Origin of the sequence: Bradyrhizobium sp. (genome assembly GCF_035701725.1) — a bacterium.
Classification (GTDB): Bacteria; Pseudomonadota; Alphaproteobacteria; order Rhizobiales; family Xanthobacteraceae; genus Bradyrhizobium.
In genome coordinates, this window is record NZ_DASSRP010000114.1 from 1 (window position 1) to 16,877 (window position 16,877).

Below are 16,877 nucleotides of genomic sequence, written 5' to 3' on the forward strand. Positions count from 1 at the left end.
CCCGGACCGAATGCGGAAGTCGTCGTTGCCTATACCGGCGCGGTCGCGCCGGAAGCGATCGAGGCAGTCGGGCTACTTGGCGAAAACCGCCGCGACATCGGCCTGCTCGCCATCACCTCCGCCGACCGGCTGTATGCGGGATGGACCGCCGCGCGCCAGCTTCGCCGCGATCGCCGCGGCATCGCGCACCTGTCGCATATCGAGAAGCTGCTGGCGCCGTTGCCGCGCGATTGCGGACTTGTAACCGTGATCGACGGACACCCGTCGGCGCTGGCCTGGCTTGGCGGCGTGCGCGGCCACCGGGTGGAAGCGCTCGGGGTCGAGCATTTCGGCCAGACCGGCACGATCGACGACCTCTATCGACATTACGGTATCGATGCCAACGCCATCATCGACGCGGCCGAAAGCCTCACCTCGGGCGCGCCGGTGCGTCATCGCAAACTGGCGGTGTGACGGAATTTTGATCGCAGTCATTCTGCGGCGCACGCGCGGAGGCAGAATGCCGGCGGTGAGTGCTTGCCATCCCTCGGTCCGCGCTCTTATATCCGCAAGATAGCCGCGACGCGGCGTCCCGCATGTGGCGGGTTCATTTTCTCGAACGCCCGTGCGAGGATGCAGGCTGAACGCCCCCTCCACAGCCCCCGATATCAAGAGGTCTCCGATGGTCAACCGCATGCAATTCTACATCGACGGCGCCTGGGTCGATCCCGTCGTCAAGAAGTCCACGCCCGTCGTCAACCCCGCGACCGAAGAGGCGATGTATGAGGTTGCACTCGGTTCCAAGGCTGATGTCGACAAGGCGGTCGCCGCCGCCAAGCGCGCCTTCGAGACCTATTCGCAGACCAGCCGCGAGGAGCGCGTCGCGCTGCTGACGAAGATCGTCGAGGTCTATAAGGGCCGCATGAAGGAAATCGGCGCGGCCGTCTCCGACGAAATGGGGGCGCCGCTTCCGATGGCCGAAAAGCTGCAGGCCGGCGCCGGCCTCGGACACATCATGTCTACGCTTGAGGTGCTGAAGAACTACCACTTCGAGGAACCGATGGGCACGGCGGTGGTGGTGCGTGAGCCCGTCGGCGTCGTCGGCATGATCACGCCGTGGAACTGGCCCTTGAACCAGATCGCCTGCAAGGTCGCGCCGGCGCTTGCCGCCGGCTGCACGATGATCCTTAAACCGTCTGAGTTCACGCCGTCGTCGGCCTTGATCTTCGCCGAGATCCTGCATGAAGCCGGCGTGCCCAAGGGCGTGTTCAACCTGATCAATGGCCTCGGCCCCGAGGTTGGCGCCGCCATGAGCGAGCATCCGGACATTGACATGATCTCGTTCACGGGTTCGACCCGCGCCGGCATCGATGTGGCCAAGCGCGCAGCGCCAACGGTAAAGCGCGTCAGCCAGGAGCTCGGCGGCAAGTCCCCGAACGTCATCCTGGAAGGCGCCGACCTGACCAAGGCGGTGACCGGCGGCGTGATGCACATGTTCAACAACTCCGGCCAGTCCTGTAACGCGCCGAGCCGGATGATCGTGCCGTTGTCCAAGATGAAGGAAGTCGCCGCGATCGCGAAGGGCGTGGCCGAGAAGACCAAGGCGGGCGATCCACGCGCCGAAGGCACCAATATCGGCCCGGTCGTCAATCGCGTGCAGTGGGACAAGATCCAGGCCCTGATCAACAAGGGCATCGAGGAGGGCGCGACGCTGGTCGCCGGCGGTCCCGGTCTGCCCGAGGGCGTCAACAAGGGCTTCTACGTTCGCCCGACCATCTTCGCCGACGTCACCAATGAAATGACGATCGCGCGCGAGGAGATTTTCGGCCCCGTGCTCACGATCATCGGCGCCAAGGACGAGGAAGACGCGGTCCGGATCGCCAACGACACGCCGTATGGTCTTGCCGGTTACGTCTCGGCCGATACGGTCGAGCACGCGCGCAAGGTCGGCCGCCGCATCCGCGCCGGCAACGTCAACCTGCAGGGCGTGCCGAATGACCGCACCGCGCCGTTCGGCGGCTACAAGCAGTCGGGCAACGGCCGCGAGTGGGGCAAGTTCGGCCTTGAAGAATATCTCGAGGTCAAGGCGGTCGCCGGTTTCAACGCGGCGTAACTACTGACCGTCATTGCGAGCGATAAAAACGCCGGCGCGAATATTCGCTCCGGCGCTTTTTGTTTCGATGTCGTCATTCCGGAGCGATGCGAAGCATCGAATCCGGAATCTCGAGATTCCGGGTCTGCTGCTGCGCACCATCCCGGAATGACGAATTAGCCCCCCAGCGCGCCTTGGGTGTTCACATAGAGCGCGTAGATCGACTGGCTCGCCGCCATGAACAGGCGATTGCGCTTCAACCCGCCGAAGCAGAGGTTGGCGCAGCGCTCGGGCAGCGCGATGCGGCCGATCGGCTTGCCGTCGGGCGCGAAGATCATGACGCCGTCGAGTTCGGCGTCGCCCATGCCCCAGCCGCACCAGAGATTGCCGTCGATGTCGCAGCGCATGCCGTCGGGCGTGCCGGGACCGGCGTCGATCAACACGCGCTTGCCCGTGATCCTGTCGCCGGAGGGGGAGACGTAGTAGGCCAAAATCTTGCGGTTCGGCACGCCGCGCGATTCCACGATGTAGAGGATTTTCTCGTCCGGCGAGAAGCAGAGCCCGTTCGGTCCAAGCACGCCCTCGGCGACGATGGTGGCCTTGCCGGTTTCGCCGTCGATCCGATAGACGTTGGCGTCAATTTCGGATTCGGCGACATAGCCTTCGTAATTGCCGAGCAGCCCGAACACCGGATCGGTGAACCAGATCGAGCCGTCGGATTTTACCACGACGTCATTCGGCGAATTCAGCTTCTTGCCGTTGAATGAGTCCATCAGCACCGTAATCGAACCGTCATATTCAGTGCGGACCACACGGCGGCCGCCGTGCTCGCAGGTGACCAGGCGTCCCTGGCGATCCCGGGTGTTGCCGTTGCCGAAATTGGACGGCTTGCGATAGACGCTGACCGCGCCGGTTTCTTCTTCCCACTTGATGATGCGCTGGTTCGGAATATCGCTGCACAACAGAAACCGTCCGTCGCCGAACCACACCGGCCCCTCGGCCCAGCGCAGGCCGGTTGCGATCCGTTCCACCGCCGACAATTTCAGCCAGTACTTTTCAAAGCGTGGATCGAGCGCGTGAATACAGGGATCGGGATAGTGGGTGGCCGGCTGGAAGCCAGGGCGTGCGGGCTTTTCGGACATTTCTTGCTTCTCGTTGTTCGCGTGATTTTCCTCGCCTGGTGCTTGCTAACATTGCCGGTGCCCTTGCGGCAAGCGCGCTTGCCGCGCAACGTACGGCACGCCATAATCACGCAGCAATCCGAAACGAGGGACGAAATGCCACGTATATTGATGACCGGCGCATCGGGTGGAATCGGCACGAGTCTGCGCAAGCTGTTGCCGCCGATCTATCCGGATTTGCTGCTGAGCGATCTGAAGACCCCCGCCGATCTCGGCAAAAACGAGAAGTTCAAGGCGGCCGACCTCGCCAACATGGCCGAAGTCGAGGCGATCTGCGATGGCGTCGACGGCATCATTCATTTCGGCGGCTATTCGGTCGAAGGTCCGTGGGACGACATCCTGCAAGCCAATATCATCGGCTGCTACAACCTGTTCGAAGCCGCGCACAAGAAAGGCGTCAAGCGCATCGTGTTCGCCTCGTCCAACCATGCCGTCGGTTTCTATCCGCGCTATCACCGCATCGGCACCGACGTGACGCCGCGGCCCGACAGCCGTTATGGCGTCAGCAAGGTGTTCGGCGAAGCCGTCGGTGCGCTCTACGCCGACAAGCACGGCATGAAGGTCACCTGCATCCGGATCGGCAATTTCGGCGACAAGCCGCTCGATCACCGCAGGCTGTCGATCTGGTTGAAGCCGGAAGACCTGGTGCAACTCTGCCGGATCGGGCTGGAGCATCCCGATATTCATTTCGAGATCTTCTATGGCGCTTCCAACAATGAGCGCTCGTGGTGGGACAATCATCGCGCCATCGATCTCGGCTATCGCCCGACCGGCCGCGCGGAAGATTATCGCGAACATGCCTTTGCCGAACAGGCCAAGCTCAAGCCCGATCCGGTCGGTGATTTCTACCAGGGTGGGGCGTTCTGCGGCATGGAGTTCGATGGCGACAAGAGCCGGATCATCGATCTGAAATAATATGTGCGCCGCATCTTCCGCGGCGTTGTGTGGCCGCGGGGCAGATCCGACGTCGTGCTCAACGAAGCTGTCGTGATCTGCGAGTTCCTGCGCCGGCTGCCGCTTTTCGACAAGCTGTCCGCGCTCGAATTGACCAATGTCGCAGGCAAGATGAAGGGCGTGACCTTCGAGGCCGGCGACGTGGTGCTGCGGGAAGGCGACAGCGGCGATAACTTCTTCCTGATCCGCGACGGCAAGGTCGGGATCTACCAGTCGGGAGCGGGTGAGGGTCCGGTGGCGAGTCTCGGATCGGGCGAGTGCTTCGGCGAGCAGGCCTTGATCACAGAACGGCCGCGCAACGCCACCGTCATCACCCAGGAAAGATTGACGGCATATCGTCTCGCCAAGGACGACTTCCGCGCCGCGGTCGATGCCAGTCCGAGTTTCAGGGAACAGCTCTACAAGATCTATTTCCAGCGCCAGTAGGGCCGCCCCATCGCGCCGATCTCATTTGACAATCCGCCTGCCGGGCTCATAACTGGCGCAAATAAATCAAAAGGATATCCGGCCATGGCTGATGGACTGCGCAAGGGACTGGCAAGTTACGGCGATCCCGGCTTTTCGCTGTTTCTGCGCAAGGTCTTCATCAAGGCGATGGGCTATTCGGACGATGCGCTGAACAGGCCGATCGTCGGCATCACCAACACCTATAGCGACTACAATCCCTGCCATGGCAATGCGCCGCAGATCGTCGAGGCGGTGAAGCGCGGCGTGATGCTGTCGGGCGCGATGCCGATGGTGTTCCCGACCATTTCGATCGCGGAAAGTTTCTCGCACCCGACCTCGATGTATCTGCGCAACCTGATGGCGATGGATACCGAGGAGATGATCCGCGCCCAGCCGATGGACGCCGTCGTGGTGATCGGTGGCTGCGACAAGACCTTGCCGGCGCAGATCATGGCGGCGGTCTCGGCGGATTTGCCGACCGTCGTCATTCCTGTCGGCCCGATGGTGGTCGGACATCACCGCGGCGAGGTGCTGGGAGCCTGCACCGATTGCCGCAGGCTCTGGGGCAAACACCGCGCCGGCGAAATCGACAATGTCGAGATCGAGGCGGTCTCCTCGCGCCTCGCGCCATCGGTCGGTACCTGCATGGTGATGGGCACCGCCAGCACCATGGCCTGCGTCACCGAGGCGCTCGGGTTGTCGCTGCCGATGAGCGCGACGATTCCCGCGCCGCATGCCGAACGTTTTCGTCTCGCCGAGGCCAGCGGCAAAGTTGCGGCAGACATGGCCAAGGCCAAGGGGCCGAAGCCAAGCGAGCTATTGACCAGGTCCTCGTTCCGCAACGCGCAGGTCGTCATGCAGGCGATCGGTGGATCGACCAACGGCCTCATTCATTTGACCGCGATCGCCAACCGCAGCCCGCACCGGATCGATCTCGCGGCTTTTGACAAGCTCGGCCGGGAAGTGCCGGTGCTGATCGACTTGAAACCGTCCGGCGCTCATTACATGGAACATTTCCACCACGCCGGCGGCGTGCCCAAATTGATGGCGCAGCTTGGCGACCTCATCGATCTCGACGCCAAGACCATTACCGGCGCGACCTTGCGCGAGGTGGTCGCCGGCGCCGAGGACGTCCCGGGGCAGGACGTCATTCGCACCCGCGAAAACCCGATCAAGTCGGTGGGGTCGATGGCGGTGCTGCACGGCAACCTCGCCCCGCGCGGCGCTGTGATCAAGCAGTCGGCGGCAACGCCGAAATTGTTGCAGCACACCGGCCGGGCCGTCGTGTTTGAATCGGTCGAGGACATGACGCTGCGGGTCGACGATCCCGCGCTCGACGTGACGGCCGACGACGTGCTGGTGCTGCGCAACGCCGGGCCCAAGGGCGCGCCGGGCATGCCGGAAGCGGGCTATTTGCCGATCCCGGCAAAACTGCTGCGCGCCGGCGTCAAGGACATGGTGCGGATTTCGGATGCCCGAATGAGCGGCACGGCGTTCGGCACCATCGTGCTTCATATCACGCCGGAATCGGCGGTCGGTGGTCCGCTGGCGCTGGTGAAGACCGGGGACATGATCCGTCTTGATGTCGAAAAGCGCAGCATTGACCTGCTGGTCGATGCTGCTGAGCTCGAAAAGCGCCGCGCAGCGCTCAAGTTGCCGAAAGCGGACTGGGCCAAGCGCGGTTACGCGCATCTGTTCCATGAGACTATTTTGCAGGCAGACGAAGGCTGCGATTTCGATTTCATGCGCGCTGAAGGCAACACTTCGGGCGCATCCGACCGCAATTAGCGCAAAGGCTGCACGGGCCCCAAAACCATCTCTTCTCCCTCAGTTCGATTGACATCCCGATAAGGCCGATGGGATGATCCAAAAAAACGATCAGGGAGGGGGACACGATGGCCAGTTTTGGCAAGCTTTTCGCTGCGCTCGTTGCTGCTTTTCTGTTCACGGCCTGCGCGACCGCGCAGGAAGTGAAACACTACCGCTTTGCCTATGACCAGCCGAAGACGACCGGCTACGGTGTCCTGGGCGACATCTTTGCCGAGAAACTGAAGACACTCAGCAAAGGCACGATGCTGATCGACCAGTATCCGGGCGCCCAGCTCGGACAGGAGCCGCAGGTGCTCCAGCTCGTCAAAGCGGGCGACGTCGAATTCTGCATTTCTTCCTCCGCCAATGCCGCAACGCTGTCGCCGCAGGCGAGCGTCATGTCGCTGCACTTCCTGTTCCGGAGCGAGGCTCACCTCATCAAGACCATCGCCGACCCCGAAGTATCGAAAGCGGTCAAGGCGATGATCGCCGAGACCGTGCAGGGCGCTCGCGTCATCGGGCTCGCCACGCTCGGTCTTCGCCACATGTATTCCAAACGCGAGATCAGGAAGATCGACGACATCAAGGGATTGAAGGTGCGGGTTCAGGCGACCCCGACCGAGGACACCATGTTCCCGGCCTATGGCGCCCAGATCGTGCACATGCCGTTCGGCAGCGTCTACACCTCGCTGCAAACCGGTGTGGTCGATGTCGCCGAGAACGGCATCAACGTCTATCTCGCCAACAAGCATTATGAAGTCGCGCCTGTTCTGTCGCTAACCGAACACGAGGCCAACAACAGCCTGGTCTGGGTGAGCGATAAGCTTTGGAACAGCCTGACGCCCGAACAGCAGGGCTGGGTGCAGGCCGCCGCCGACGAGGTTAACCGCAGCCAGCCGGCGAAAGCGATCGAGCTCGAACATCAGTCGACGGAAAAGCTGAAGTCGATCGGTGTCAAGGTCGTCACGGATGTCGACAAGTCCGGCTTCACCAAAATCGCCGATCCCTATCTCGACAAGCTCGCAAAAGACCTCGGACCGCATGCCGAAAAGATCAAGAACCTGATTCGGGCAATCAACTAGAATAAAGAAAATCGATGGGAGGACGACGTTGCGTTATCAAGCAAGAATAACGAGCCTGCTGGGATGTCTGGCGGCCATCGTGCTGGCCGGCGCGGCGGGCGCGCAAGAGATCAAGCACTATCGCTTCGCCCACGATCAGCAGCTCAATTCCGGCTACAGCATTGCTTATGACATCTTCTCGGCCAAGCTGAAGGAGCTGAGCAAGGGTGCGATGCTGATCGACCAGTATCCCGGTGCGCAACTCGGGCAGGAGCCGCAACTGCTGCAACTGGTTCGCTCGGGCGATATCGATTTTGCGATCGTGTCCTCGGCCAATACGTCGACCATCTCGCCGCAGGCCGGCGTGATGTCGCTGCACTACCTGTTTCGCAACGAAGACCACAACATCAAGGCGCTCGGCGACCAGAAGGTGTTCGAAGCCATCCGCGACATGATCGATCAGACCGTGACCGGCATTCACGCCATCGGGCTTGGCACCCAAGGCTTCCGCCACATGTACGGCAAGCGGGAAGTGCGCAAGGTGGATGACCTCAAGGGTTACAAGGTTCGCGTCCAGGCGACCGCGACCGAAGACACGATGTTTGCCGCCTATGGCGCGCAGACCGTGCACATGCCGTTCGGCAGCGTCTATACGTCCTTGCAGACCGGCGTGATGGATTTCGGCGAAAATGCCGTCAACGTCTATCTCATCAACCGGCACTACGAAGTTGCCCCGGTGCTGTCGATGACCGAGCACGAAGCCAACAACGCCATTCTGTGGATCAGCGACAAGCTCTGGCAGAGCCTTAGTGCCGAGCAGCGCGGCTGGGTGCAGGCCGCGGCGCGTGACGTCAGTACGCAGGAGCCGAAGCGGGCGTTCGAGCTGGAAAAGGCGGCCGCCGCCAAGCTCGAGAAGATCGGCGTCAAGATCGTCAACGATGTCGACAAGAGCGGCTTCCAGAAGATCGCCGATCCCTATCTCGACAAGCTCGCCAAGGATCTCGGCCCGCATGCCGAAAAGATCAAGGACCTGATCAAGGCGATCAATTGAATGGTTCCGTCGTCCCGGCGAAAGCCGGGACCCATACGCCGCGGCCCTTGTGAGGCGAACAGGTCTTCGGCTTCCTTGAACAACAAACGCCAGTGGTTATGGGTCCCGGCTTTCGCCGGGACGACACGAGAGGCTAGGATTGCACCATGGCGTTGGCCGATAAACTGGTTCTGCAACGGCAGCATCACCTGAAATGGCGCGCGCTCAACTGGCTCGAACTCGTGCTGATGATCGTCTGCGGCGTGCTTTGCTTCGGCTTTTCGCTGTCGGTGACAGCCGACATCGTCACCCGCACCATCGGCCATCCCTGGCTCTGGCTGCAGGAAGTGACATCGACCCTGTTTATCTACGCGATCTTCATCGGCGCAGCGGTTGCAACCCGCCGTAACGATCACCTTTATCTCACCGCGATCTCCGAATCGCTGCACGGCACACCGCGAATGATCGTCGAGATCATCATCCGCATCGTCGTACTTGGCGTTGCGTTCTGCCTGATCTGGTTCGGCTACATCAATTATCTCCGCGGCTTCGGCAGTTTCCGCCTGCCGTCCGGCACGCCGATCGCCTCGCTCTATGCGGTGATCCCGCTTTCGGCGATCCTGATCGCCCTGTTCACGGTGGAGCAGCTGGTCAACGGCATCCGCAACGGCTTTGACCATCCCGAACCGGAGGAGGAATTGATCATTCCGCCGGTTGAGACGACCCTTGGCCGGGGAGCGTAGGTCGTGAGTCCGCCGCTTGTCCTCGCATTGATGTCGTTTTGCTTCCTGTTCTTCGGCTATCTCGGTGTGCCGGTGCCGTTTTCGCTGATGGCAGGCGTTTTTGTCGGCGCGATGCTGACCGACGTGTCGCTCGCGGCGATCATCCAGAAGATCTTCGATGGCGTCGATTCCGAGGCGCTGCTGGCAATCCCGTTCTTCCTGCTGGTCGGCGAGCTCATGAGCTCCGCCAATGTCGTGGTGCGAATAGCGAACCTGTCGCTGTCGCTGGTCGGGCACATCAGGGGCGGGCTGTCGCAGGTCGTGGTCGTCTTCAGCATGTTCTTCTCGGAAATGTCGGGCTCGACCACCGCTGACGTCGCCGTGATGAGCCGCGCGCTCGGCACGCCGATGCGGCGCGAGGGCTATAGCCCGGCTTTCATCGCCGCGATCATCGCCTCGGCCTCGACCATTGCGGCGCTGGTGCCGCCGAGCATCACGGCCGTGGTCTATGGTGCGGTCGGTAACGTCTCGATCGCGGGCCTGTTCATGGCCGGCGTCGTTCCGGGCCTGATGATCGGCTTCGGATTGATGATCTATTGCTATTTCTTTGGGCCGATCGGCGCCCGCAAGCCGCGCGCCTCGCTGCGTCAGGTGGTGTTCGCCACCGGCGATGCCGCATTGCCGCTGATGATTCCGGTGATCTTGCTCGGCGGCATTCTCACCGGCTGGTTTACGCCGACCGAAGCCGGCGTCGTTGCGGTGATCTGGATCATCGCGGTCGTGATCCCCGCGCTCAACCGCGGTCATTTCAGGAAAATCCCTTACGACTTCTGCCTCGCCGGGCTGATCTTCTCGCTGCCGCTGATCACGATCGGGGCGGCCAATGCGTTCGGCTGGATGCTGGCGTATTTGCGCGGGGCGATCGTGATCGCCGACTGGATCACGTCAATCGCCGGCAGCGACCCGCAGGTGATGATGCTGCTCCTGGTGCTGTTATTCACGGTGATCGGCGATTTCATCGAACCGGTGCCCACCATCATCATCTTCATGCCGCTGGTGAACACCTTGACCCAGGCGGGCGACATCAACGGGGTGCATATGGGCGTGGTGCTGATCGCAACGCTGGCGTTCGGCCTGATTACGCCGCCCTATGGATTGGTGCTGCTGATGGCATCGAAATTCGTCGGCGTGCCGTTTTCCAAGGCGCTGCGCGCGGCGTTGCCGATCTATGTCGTGTTCCTTGTCACCATCACCTTTACGATCTATTTCCCGAAGGTGGTGTTGTGGCTGCCCAAGCATGTGATCCCCGAATCCGTGGGCTGCTTCAAGTCGCCGGCGGGAACCGGATATATCTGCCCGAACTGAGCGCTACTTCCCCTTGCGCAGGAACTTGTCGATCGCGGCGCGGAATTCATCCGTGTGCATGCAGGCGATGATCGCGTCGCGTTCGGCGTCGAGCTGATGTTCGATGGAGTTCTTTGCGGCCAGCTGCATCAAACGTTTGGTGGCGGCGATGGTCGAGGTCGAATTTTGCGCAAGCCGCAGCGCCAGTTCGCGCGTCGCCGCCTTCAGCTCCGCAGCCGGAACAACCTTGGTGACCAGGCCCCAGTCGAATGCTTGCGCGGCGGAAAAGCTGTCCTCGCCGAGGAAAATCTGTAGCGCCCGCCGCGGACCAACGGCGGCGACGAGCCCCGCGGTGCCGCCGCCGTCGGGAGAGGCGCCGAGCCTGGCGTAGGCCGGCGCAAAGCGCGCGTCGTCGGCCGCGATACAGAGATCGGCAATGGCGGCGAGTGAAAACCCGGCGCCTGCCGCCGAGCCGTGGACACTGGCCAGCACGATCTTTGGCATATGCACCAGCGCGGCGATAAAAGCGTGATAGTGATGCAGCAGCTCGCCCACCACAGGCGTTATGGTATCGGAAGCCGCGGCTGCCCCGAGTGTCGGAAGATCGCCTCCGGCGCAGAAGGCGCGGCCGGCGCCTTCGATCACCAGCACCTTGACCGCATCGGTCGCGGCGACCTCGGCGGCCAATTCCTGGAGCTTCTTGGCGATCGACAGGTCGATCGAATTGAAACTCGCCGGTCGGTTGAGCGTGATGGTCGCGATCGGGCCGTCAATCGCAAGCTGCGCCGGATCGGCAGCAGCCAGCTCTGGTGTATTTTCGCTCGCAGCCATCGCGGGGAGCCTCTTCTTGCGGGACCGATGCATTTAAATCGAATGCCCGGGTGATGACAATCCGCCGCGAAGCCTGCAAGATGCCGGCGCCAAGCGCGGAGGTCCTTCCGCTTCGTTTGAGACCAGCCTGAAGTCATGACCCAGAAAACTGTTGTTATCGTCGGCGCCGGCCATGCCGGTTATCAGGTGGCGGCCTCGCTGCGACAGCATGGCTTTGCCGAACGGGTTTGCCTGATCAACGATGAGGCGCATCTGCCCTATCAGCGGCCGCCGCTGTCCAAGGCCTATCTCAAGGGCGAGGGCAAGCCGGACAGCCTGATGTTCCGGCCCGACAAATTCTACCGCGACCAGAATATCGAGCTGATCGCGGACCGCGCCGCCTTCATCGATCGCGCGGCGCAAAAAGTCCTGCTCGCTTCCGGTGCCTTCCTCGATTATGGCCACCTCGTGCTTGCGACCGGCGCACGTAACCGTCTGCTCGATCTACCCAACGCCAATCTTCCGGACGTCAAATATTTGCGTATCCTCGACGAGAGCGAGGCGCTGCGGCAACGCATTGCGTCAGCCAGACATGTCGCGGTGATTGGTGCCGGCTTCATCGGCCTCGAATTCGCCGCCACCGCCCGCGCCAAGGGCCTTGAGGTCGATGTAATCGAGCTCGGGTCGCGGGTGATGGCACGTGCTGTGACGGCCGAAATCTCCGAATACTTCCAGATGAGGCACACCTCGGCCGGCATCCGGATTCATCTCGGTGTGCAGGCGACCAGCATCGAGAACGCCGACGAAGAGGTTTCCGGCGTCAGCCTGAGCAACGGTCATCACATCCCGGCCGATCTCGTCGTCGTCGGTGTCGGCGTGCTGCCGAACGTCGAGATCGCGGCCGAGGCGGGTCTTTCCGTCGCTTCCGGCATCATCGTCAACGAGCATCTGCTGACGGCGGACGCGAATATCTCGGCGATCGGCGATTGCGCGCTGTTCGCAAGCCCGCGCTTCGGCGGCTCGCTCCGACTCGAATCAGTGCAGAACGCGACCGACCAGGCGCGCTGCGTGGCCGCCCGGCTGACCGGCGACGACAAGATCTACGATGGCCTGCCATGGTTCTGGAGCGATCAGGGCGATGACAAGCTCCAGATCGCGGGACTGACGACCGGATACGATCAGGTCGTGGTGCGCGGCGATCGCGCGGCCCGGTCGTTCTCGGCGTTCTGTTACAAGGCTGGCCAGCTTGTCGGCATCGAGTCGGTCAATCGCGCGGCTGACCACGTGTTCGGCCGCAAGATCCTGGGAATGAACCGCTCGATCGAACCGGAGAAGGCCGCCGATGCCAGTTTCGATCTGAAGTCGGCGCTCGTGTAAGAGCTCTAGTCCCAGAATTCTTTCTTGCGACTGACCTGAAACTCCTGCTTGACCGTGTCGATATCGGCGAGCGTTGGCAAACCAGCCTCGTTTCCCAGGCGCTGAATCTTATAAGTTGAGGCTGCGCGCGCGAACTCGAAGTGGTCGAGCCAACCTTTGCCGGCATTGTTGAGGTACGAAAACACGTAGGCGCCGTGGAACACGTCGCCCGCGCCGTTGGTGTCGATCACGCGCTCACGCGCAATCGGAAGTGCCGGCATGGTCCGAAACACGCCGGCCTCGTCGTACCAGAACAGCCCGCGCTCGCCCATGGTGACGCCGCCGATGCGGCAGCCGCGGGATTTGAGATAATCGAGCATCTCCTTGGGCGAGAGGTTCATCTGCTCGCAAAGCCGCTCGGCGACGATTGCAACATCGATGAACTCCAGCACCTCATGGGTGTTGGACCGCAGACCGCCACCGTCGAGCGAGGTCAGTATGCCGGCCTCGCGGCATTGCTTGGCGTAGTAGATCGCGGCATCCGGCTGGTGCCCGTCGATGTGAAGGGCGCGGCAACCGTTCAGGTTCAGGTGCGGAAAGGGATGGATGTGCTCGTCGTCGCGGCAGCGCACGATGGCGCGCTTGCCGTCCTTCGGCATGATGAAGGAGAGCGAGGATGTGTTGACCTTGCGCGGATGAACCGAAATGCCGTACTTCGCGCACATGTCCTGGAACATGCGCCCGAGCCAGTCGTTGGCCACGGTGGCGATCAGGTCAGGCACGATACCGAGCTTGGCGCAACAGAACGCAGCAGTCACGGCGTTGCCGCCGAACGAGACCGCATAGTCCGAAGCGACATGCTTTTCGTCCCCGGTCGGCATGTGGTCGGTGATGAAGGTCACGTCGATATAGGTTTGTCCGATAAAGAGAGCCTGCATGCGTTTCCCGTCACGGGTTGAAGGGTGGCTGCCTCTAGATTAACACCGGTTCCACCAGAGTTTCCGCTGAAATTATTCGCAAAAATACCCCCGCACAGTGCGGTGGATTTGACGTTCGCTTCAGTCTTGCGGCGAGCTCCTTATAGCGAACGGCAAATCCAAAACCGTACTGTAATCTTATATTTGCTGGTGCCCATGCGGTTCTGACATTTGCAAAAGGCCTCGCCGCGACACCGTACAAATGCCAGAACCAGGGCAACAGGCTCTGAAATGGGGCAGCAGCCCGCATGAATACGCATCGCGCGCCCAACCCAACTGACATTGATGTGTTGGGTTCCGGCACGAAAACAAGAAGGGGCGTCTCGCTCGCTTGGCGCCCCCGCTCCGCCGCCTCGCGGACATGCCGGACGCGGTCGCGTTCCGGCAACGTGCCACGGGTGATCCGTGCACCACGCCTGGATCTTCAGATAAGCGTGTCAAAACTACAAAAGGAATGCCGAGAGCTGATGCGGTTCAATTCCGCCCGGTTGCGTGCTACAGGCGATGGAGGTGATATGGTTTGGCGCTTCGACCGGGCGGGATTTTCCGAATTGACCAAGGTGCGACGAAACCAGAAGTGGCAGCGCGATCCCGAGGGAATGCGGCTTCGCATCCTTGAGGCGGCGAAGCAGGAATTTGCCGCGCACGGGCTCGCCGGCGCGCGGGTCGACCGCATTGCCGCCAAGGCCGGCGCCAACAAGCGCATGCTGTACTACCACGTCGGCAACAAGGAAGAACTCTATCTCACCGTGCTCGAAGGCGCCTATGAGAAGATCAGGGCGGAAGAGCGGGGGCTCGACCTCGAACATCTCGATCCGCCGGAAGCGATCGCGCGCTTGATCCACTTCACCTGGAACTATTTCCTGCGCAATCCCGAATTCCTGGCGCTTCTCAACACCGAAAACGTCGCGAAGGCGCGTCACCTGAAGCGTTCGACCAAGGTGAAGTCGATGCACTCGCCATTCGTCGAAATGATCCGCACGGTGGTGCGGCGCGGCGTTGCGAGCGGCGATTTCGTGGTTTCGGTCGATCCGGTGCAGCTCTACATTTCGATCGCGGCGCTTTGCTTCTTTTATCTCTCCAACAGCGCGACCTTGAGCGTGATTTTCGGCCGCGATCTTCTCAACGAGGAGGCGAGGGACGAGCGCCTCGACCACATGGTGGCGCTGGTGCTGGCGGCGCTGACCGGCAAATCCTTTGCGGCATTTGCGCTTGAGAAAGCGGCCAAGATTCCGGCTCCCGATCGGCAGCCGGCCTGATCGGCCACCCGACTTAAGGCTGAGAAGACGGCCGGAAAATACCATTGGGAGCGGCTGGACAGTATTTATCCAACGGGTTAATTATACCGATAATCAAATCCGAAAAGGCGTCGCATGGGAGCGAGACTTGGCTGAGCCGAAAGCACCGACCCGCTTGTCCCAAGCGCTGAACGCGGCGTGGGTGCGGCCGTTCCTGTTCCTCATCTTCATCGTCGTGGTCTGGGATCTGTCGATCCGCCTGTTCAAGATCCCGGCCTATCAAATTCCGGCGCCCGCCGACGTAGTTGCGGTGCTGTGGCAGGACTTTCCGGAGCTGGCGCGGCAGTCCTGGCCGACCACTTACGCGACGATCTGGGGCTTCGCGCTGTCGGCGCTGTTCGGAATTCCCTGCGCCATGCTGATTGCGGGGTCGAAGACGGTGGAGAGTTACGTCTATCCGCTCCTGGTGTTCTCGCAGTCGGTGCCGAAAATCGCGATCGCGCCGCTGTTCGTGGTCTGGTTCGGCTTTGGCATTCTGCCGAAAATCATTTCGGCATTTCTGCTCGGGTTTTTCCCGGTCGTGGTCTCCGCCGTGCAGGGGTTCAAGTCGGTCGATCCCGATATGGTGGATCTGGCGCGCGCGATGCAAGGCAGCCGCTTTCATGTGTTCCGTGCGGTCAACCTGCCGCACGCGCTGCCGGCGATCTTTTCCGGCTTGAAGGTTTCGGTCACGCTGGCGGTCGTCGGCGCCGTGGTCGGCGAATTCGTCGGCTCCAATTCCGGGATCGGCTATGTGATGCAACGTTCCATCGGCACCTTCGACTTGCCGACGATGTTCGCGGCGCTGGTGATCCTCGCTTTGTTGGGGGTGATCTTGTTCTGGATCGTCGACCGTATCGAACGGCTGGTGGTGCCTTGGCACGTCAGCCAGCGCGAAGAAATCATTTTGACCTCATAAGCGAAGCCGCCAGCAAAAGGCGGCTCGAAAGAACAGTTCGGGAGGAGAACATGATGCGTTTGATTGCAGCCCTTGCGATTGTGGTGATCAGTACGATGCAGGCGCTGCCGGCCAGGGCCGCCGACAAGGTCGTCCTCATGCTCAACTGGTACGTCTATGGCGAGCACGCGCCGTTTTACTACGGCAAGGCCAAGGGCATTTACGCGGCCGACGGCATCGATCTCGAAATCCAGGAAGGCCGCGGTTCGGCCGCCACCACCCAGGCCGTGGCCGCGAAGACCGCGAATTTCGGTTATGTCGATGTGCCGACCATGATGCGTGCAGCCGTCAAGGGCGCACCCGTGATCGCGACCGGCGTGCTGCTGCAGACCAGCCCAATGTCGGTGATGGGGCTCGTCGAGAAGAACATTCGCAAGCCCGACGACATCAAGGGCAAGACCGTGGCGATCACGCCCGCTGATTCCATGACGCAGATCTGGCCGCTGTTTCTGAAGAAGACCGGCCTGAAGGAAAGCGATTTCACCACCGTCGCAGGCGATGGCCAGACCAAGCTCAACGCCGTCATCAATGGTCAGGCCGATCTTCTGCTCGGCTACGTCATGGATCAGTCGATGAAGATCAAGGATGCTACCGGCAAGGACGTCTATCCGATCAAGTTCGCCGACTACGGCATCAACATGGTTTCCTCAGGCCTCGTTGCCAACACCGACTACGTCAAGGCCAATCCGGATGTTGTGAAACGCTTCATGGACGCGACCACCAAGGCGGTGGAGGCGGCCGAAAAAGACCCGAAAGGCGCGGCGCAATCGATCCTGGACGCCAACCCCAAGGGCGGCAAGATCGACACCTTGACGCAAGGGTTTGAGCTGACCATTCCGCTGTATCGCACCGCCGAGACCAAGTCGAAGCGACCGTTCCA

At 61.7% G+C, this 16,877-nt stretch carries 15 protein-coding genes and 1 pseudogene; 13 read left to right on the top strand and 3 right to left on the bottom strand.

Annotation, left to right across the window (positions count from 1 at the left end; translation table 11 throughout):
• Both VFL62_RS06265 and VFL62_RS06270 read left to right on the top strand, forming a co-directional pair.
• Positions 1-453 (top strand): annotated as a pseudogene (locus tag VFL62_RS06265) (transketolase); the annotation flags it as partial.
• Between the two features lie 208 nt (positions 454-661).
• The gene (locus VFL62_RS06270; protein ID WP_325171502.1) at positions 662-2,092 is read left to right on the top strand and encodes an aldehyde dehydrogenase family protein; all 1,431 of its coding nucleotides are present in this window, start codon (positions 662-664) and stop codon (positions 2,090-2,092) included.
• Positions 2,093-2,247: 155 nt separating this feature from the next.
• Here the strand turns inward: VFL62_RS06270 and VFL62_RS06275 are convergent, their stop codons facing one another.
• Positions 2,248-3,213 carry an SMP-30/gluconolactonase/LRE family protein gene (locus tag VFL62_RS06275; RefSeq protein WP_325171503.1) on the bottom strand — a complete coding sequence of 322 codons (966 nt, stop codon included), beginning with the start codon at positions 3,211-3,213 and terminating at the stop codon, positions 2,248-2,250.
• A 135-nt stretch (positions 3,214-3,348) separates the two neighbouring features.
• Between VFL62_RS06275 and VFL62_RS06280 the strand changes: the two genes are divergently transcribed.
• From VFL62_RS06280 to VFL62_RS06310, 7 genes are all read left to right on the top strand, one after another.
• A complete protein-coding gene (locus VFL62_RS06280) occupies positions 3,349-4,167 on the top strand; it encodes an NAD(P)-dependent oxidoreductase (protein ID WP_325171504.1) in 819 nt (272 codons plus the stop codon).
• 54 nt (positions 4,168-4,221) lie between these two features.
• Positions 4,222-4,632 carry a cyclic nucleotide-binding domain-containing protein gene (locus VFL62_RS06285; protein ID WP_325171505.1) on the top strand — a complete coding sequence of 137 codons (411 nt, stop codon included), beginning with the start codon at positions 4,222-4,224 and terminating at the stop codon, positions 4,630-4,632.
• An 84-nt stretch (positions 4,633-4,716) separates the two neighbouring features.
• The gene (locus tag VFL62_RS06290) at positions 4,717-6,441 is read left to right on the top strand and encodes an IlvD/Edd family dehydratase (protein WP_325171506.1); all 1,725 of its coding nucleotides are present in this window, start codon (positions 4,717-4,719) and stop codon (positions 6,439-6,441) included.
• A 107-nt stretch (positions 6,442-6,548) separates the two neighbouring features.
• Positions 6,549-7,544: a TRAP transporter substrate-binding protein gene (locus tag VFL62_RS06295; RefSeq protein ID WP_325171507.1), complete on the top strand. Its 996-nt coding sequence runs from the start codon at positions 6,549-6,551 to the stop codon at positions 7,542-7,544.
• Between the two features lie 46 nt (positions 7,545-7,590).
• Positions 7,591-8,574, top strand: coding sequence for a TRAP transporter substrate-binding protein (locus tag VFL62_RS06300; protein ID WP_325171515.1), 984 nt, complete (start codon positions 7,591-7,593; stop codon positions 8,572-8,574).
• A 146-nt stretch (positions 8,575-8,720) separates the two neighbouring features.
• Complete coding sequence (locus VFL62_RS06305; protein ID WP_325171508.1) at positions 8,721-9,296, top strand: TRAP transporter small permease; 576 nt, start codon at positions 8,721-8,723, stop codon at positions 9,294-9,296.
• A 3-nt stretch (positions 9,297-9,299) separates the two neighbouring features.
• Positions 9,300-10,640: a TRAP transporter large permease gene (locus VFL62_RS06310; RefSeq protein WP_325171509.1), complete on the top strand. Its 1,341-nt coding sequence runs from the start codon at positions 9,300-9,302 to the stop codon at positions 10,638-10,640.
• A gap of 3 nt (positions 10,641-10,643) precedes the next feature.
• Here the strand turns inward: VFL62_RS06310 and VFL62_RS06315 are convergent, their stop codons facing one another.
• Positions 10,644-11,450 carry an enoyl-CoA hydratase/isomerase family protein gene (locus tag VFL62_RS06315; protein ID WP_325171510.1) on the bottom strand — a complete coding sequence of 269 codons (807 nt, stop codon included), beginning with the start codon at positions 11,448-11,450 and terminating at the stop codon, positions 10,644-10,646.
• Between the two features lie 135 nt (positions 11,451-11,585).
• Here VFL62_RS06315 and VFL62_RS06320 point away from each other — a divergent pair, with 135 nt between their 5' ends.
• On the top strand, positions 11,586-12,806 hold the full coding sequence (locus tag VFL62_RS06320; protein ID WP_325171511.1) for an NAD(P)/FAD-dependent oxidoreductase: 1,221 nt from the start codon (positions 11,586-11,588) through the stop codon (positions 12,804-12,806).
• Positions 12,807-12,811: 5 nt separating this feature from the next.
• Here the strand turns inward: VFL62_RS06320 and VFL62_RS06325 are convergent, their stop codons facing one another.
• The gene (locus VFL62_RS06325) at positions 12,812-13,723 is read right to left on the bottom strand and encodes a sugar kinase (protein ID WP_325171512.1); all 912 of its coding nucleotides are present in this window, start codon (positions 13,721-13,723) and stop codon (positions 12,812-12,814) included.
• Positions 13,724-14,277: 554 nt separating this feature from the next.
• Between VFL62_RS06325 and VFL62_RS06330 the strand changes: the two genes are divergently transcribed.
• The 3 genes from VFL62_RS06330 to VFL62_RS06340 form a co-directional block, all read left to right on the top strand.
• Positions 14,278-15,021 carry a TetR/AcrR family transcriptional regulator gene (locus VFL62_RS06330; RefSeq protein ID WP_414644627.1) on the top strand — a complete coding sequence of 248 codons (744 nt, stop codon included), beginning with the start codon at positions 14,278-14,280 and terminating at the stop codon, positions 15,019-15,021.
• Positions 15,022-15,148: 127 nt separating this feature from the next.
• Positions 15,149-15,958: an ABC transporter permease gene (locus VFL62_RS06335; RefSeq protein ID WP_325171513.1), complete on the top strand. Its 810-nt coding sequence runs from the start codon at positions 15,149-15,151 to the stop codon at positions 15,956-15,958.
• 50 nt (positions 15,959-16,008) lie between these two features.
• Positions 16,009-16,877 (top strand): ABC transporter substrate-binding protein (locus VFL62_RS06340; protein ID WP_325171514.1); only part of this gene is annotated, 869 nt, incomplete at its 3' end.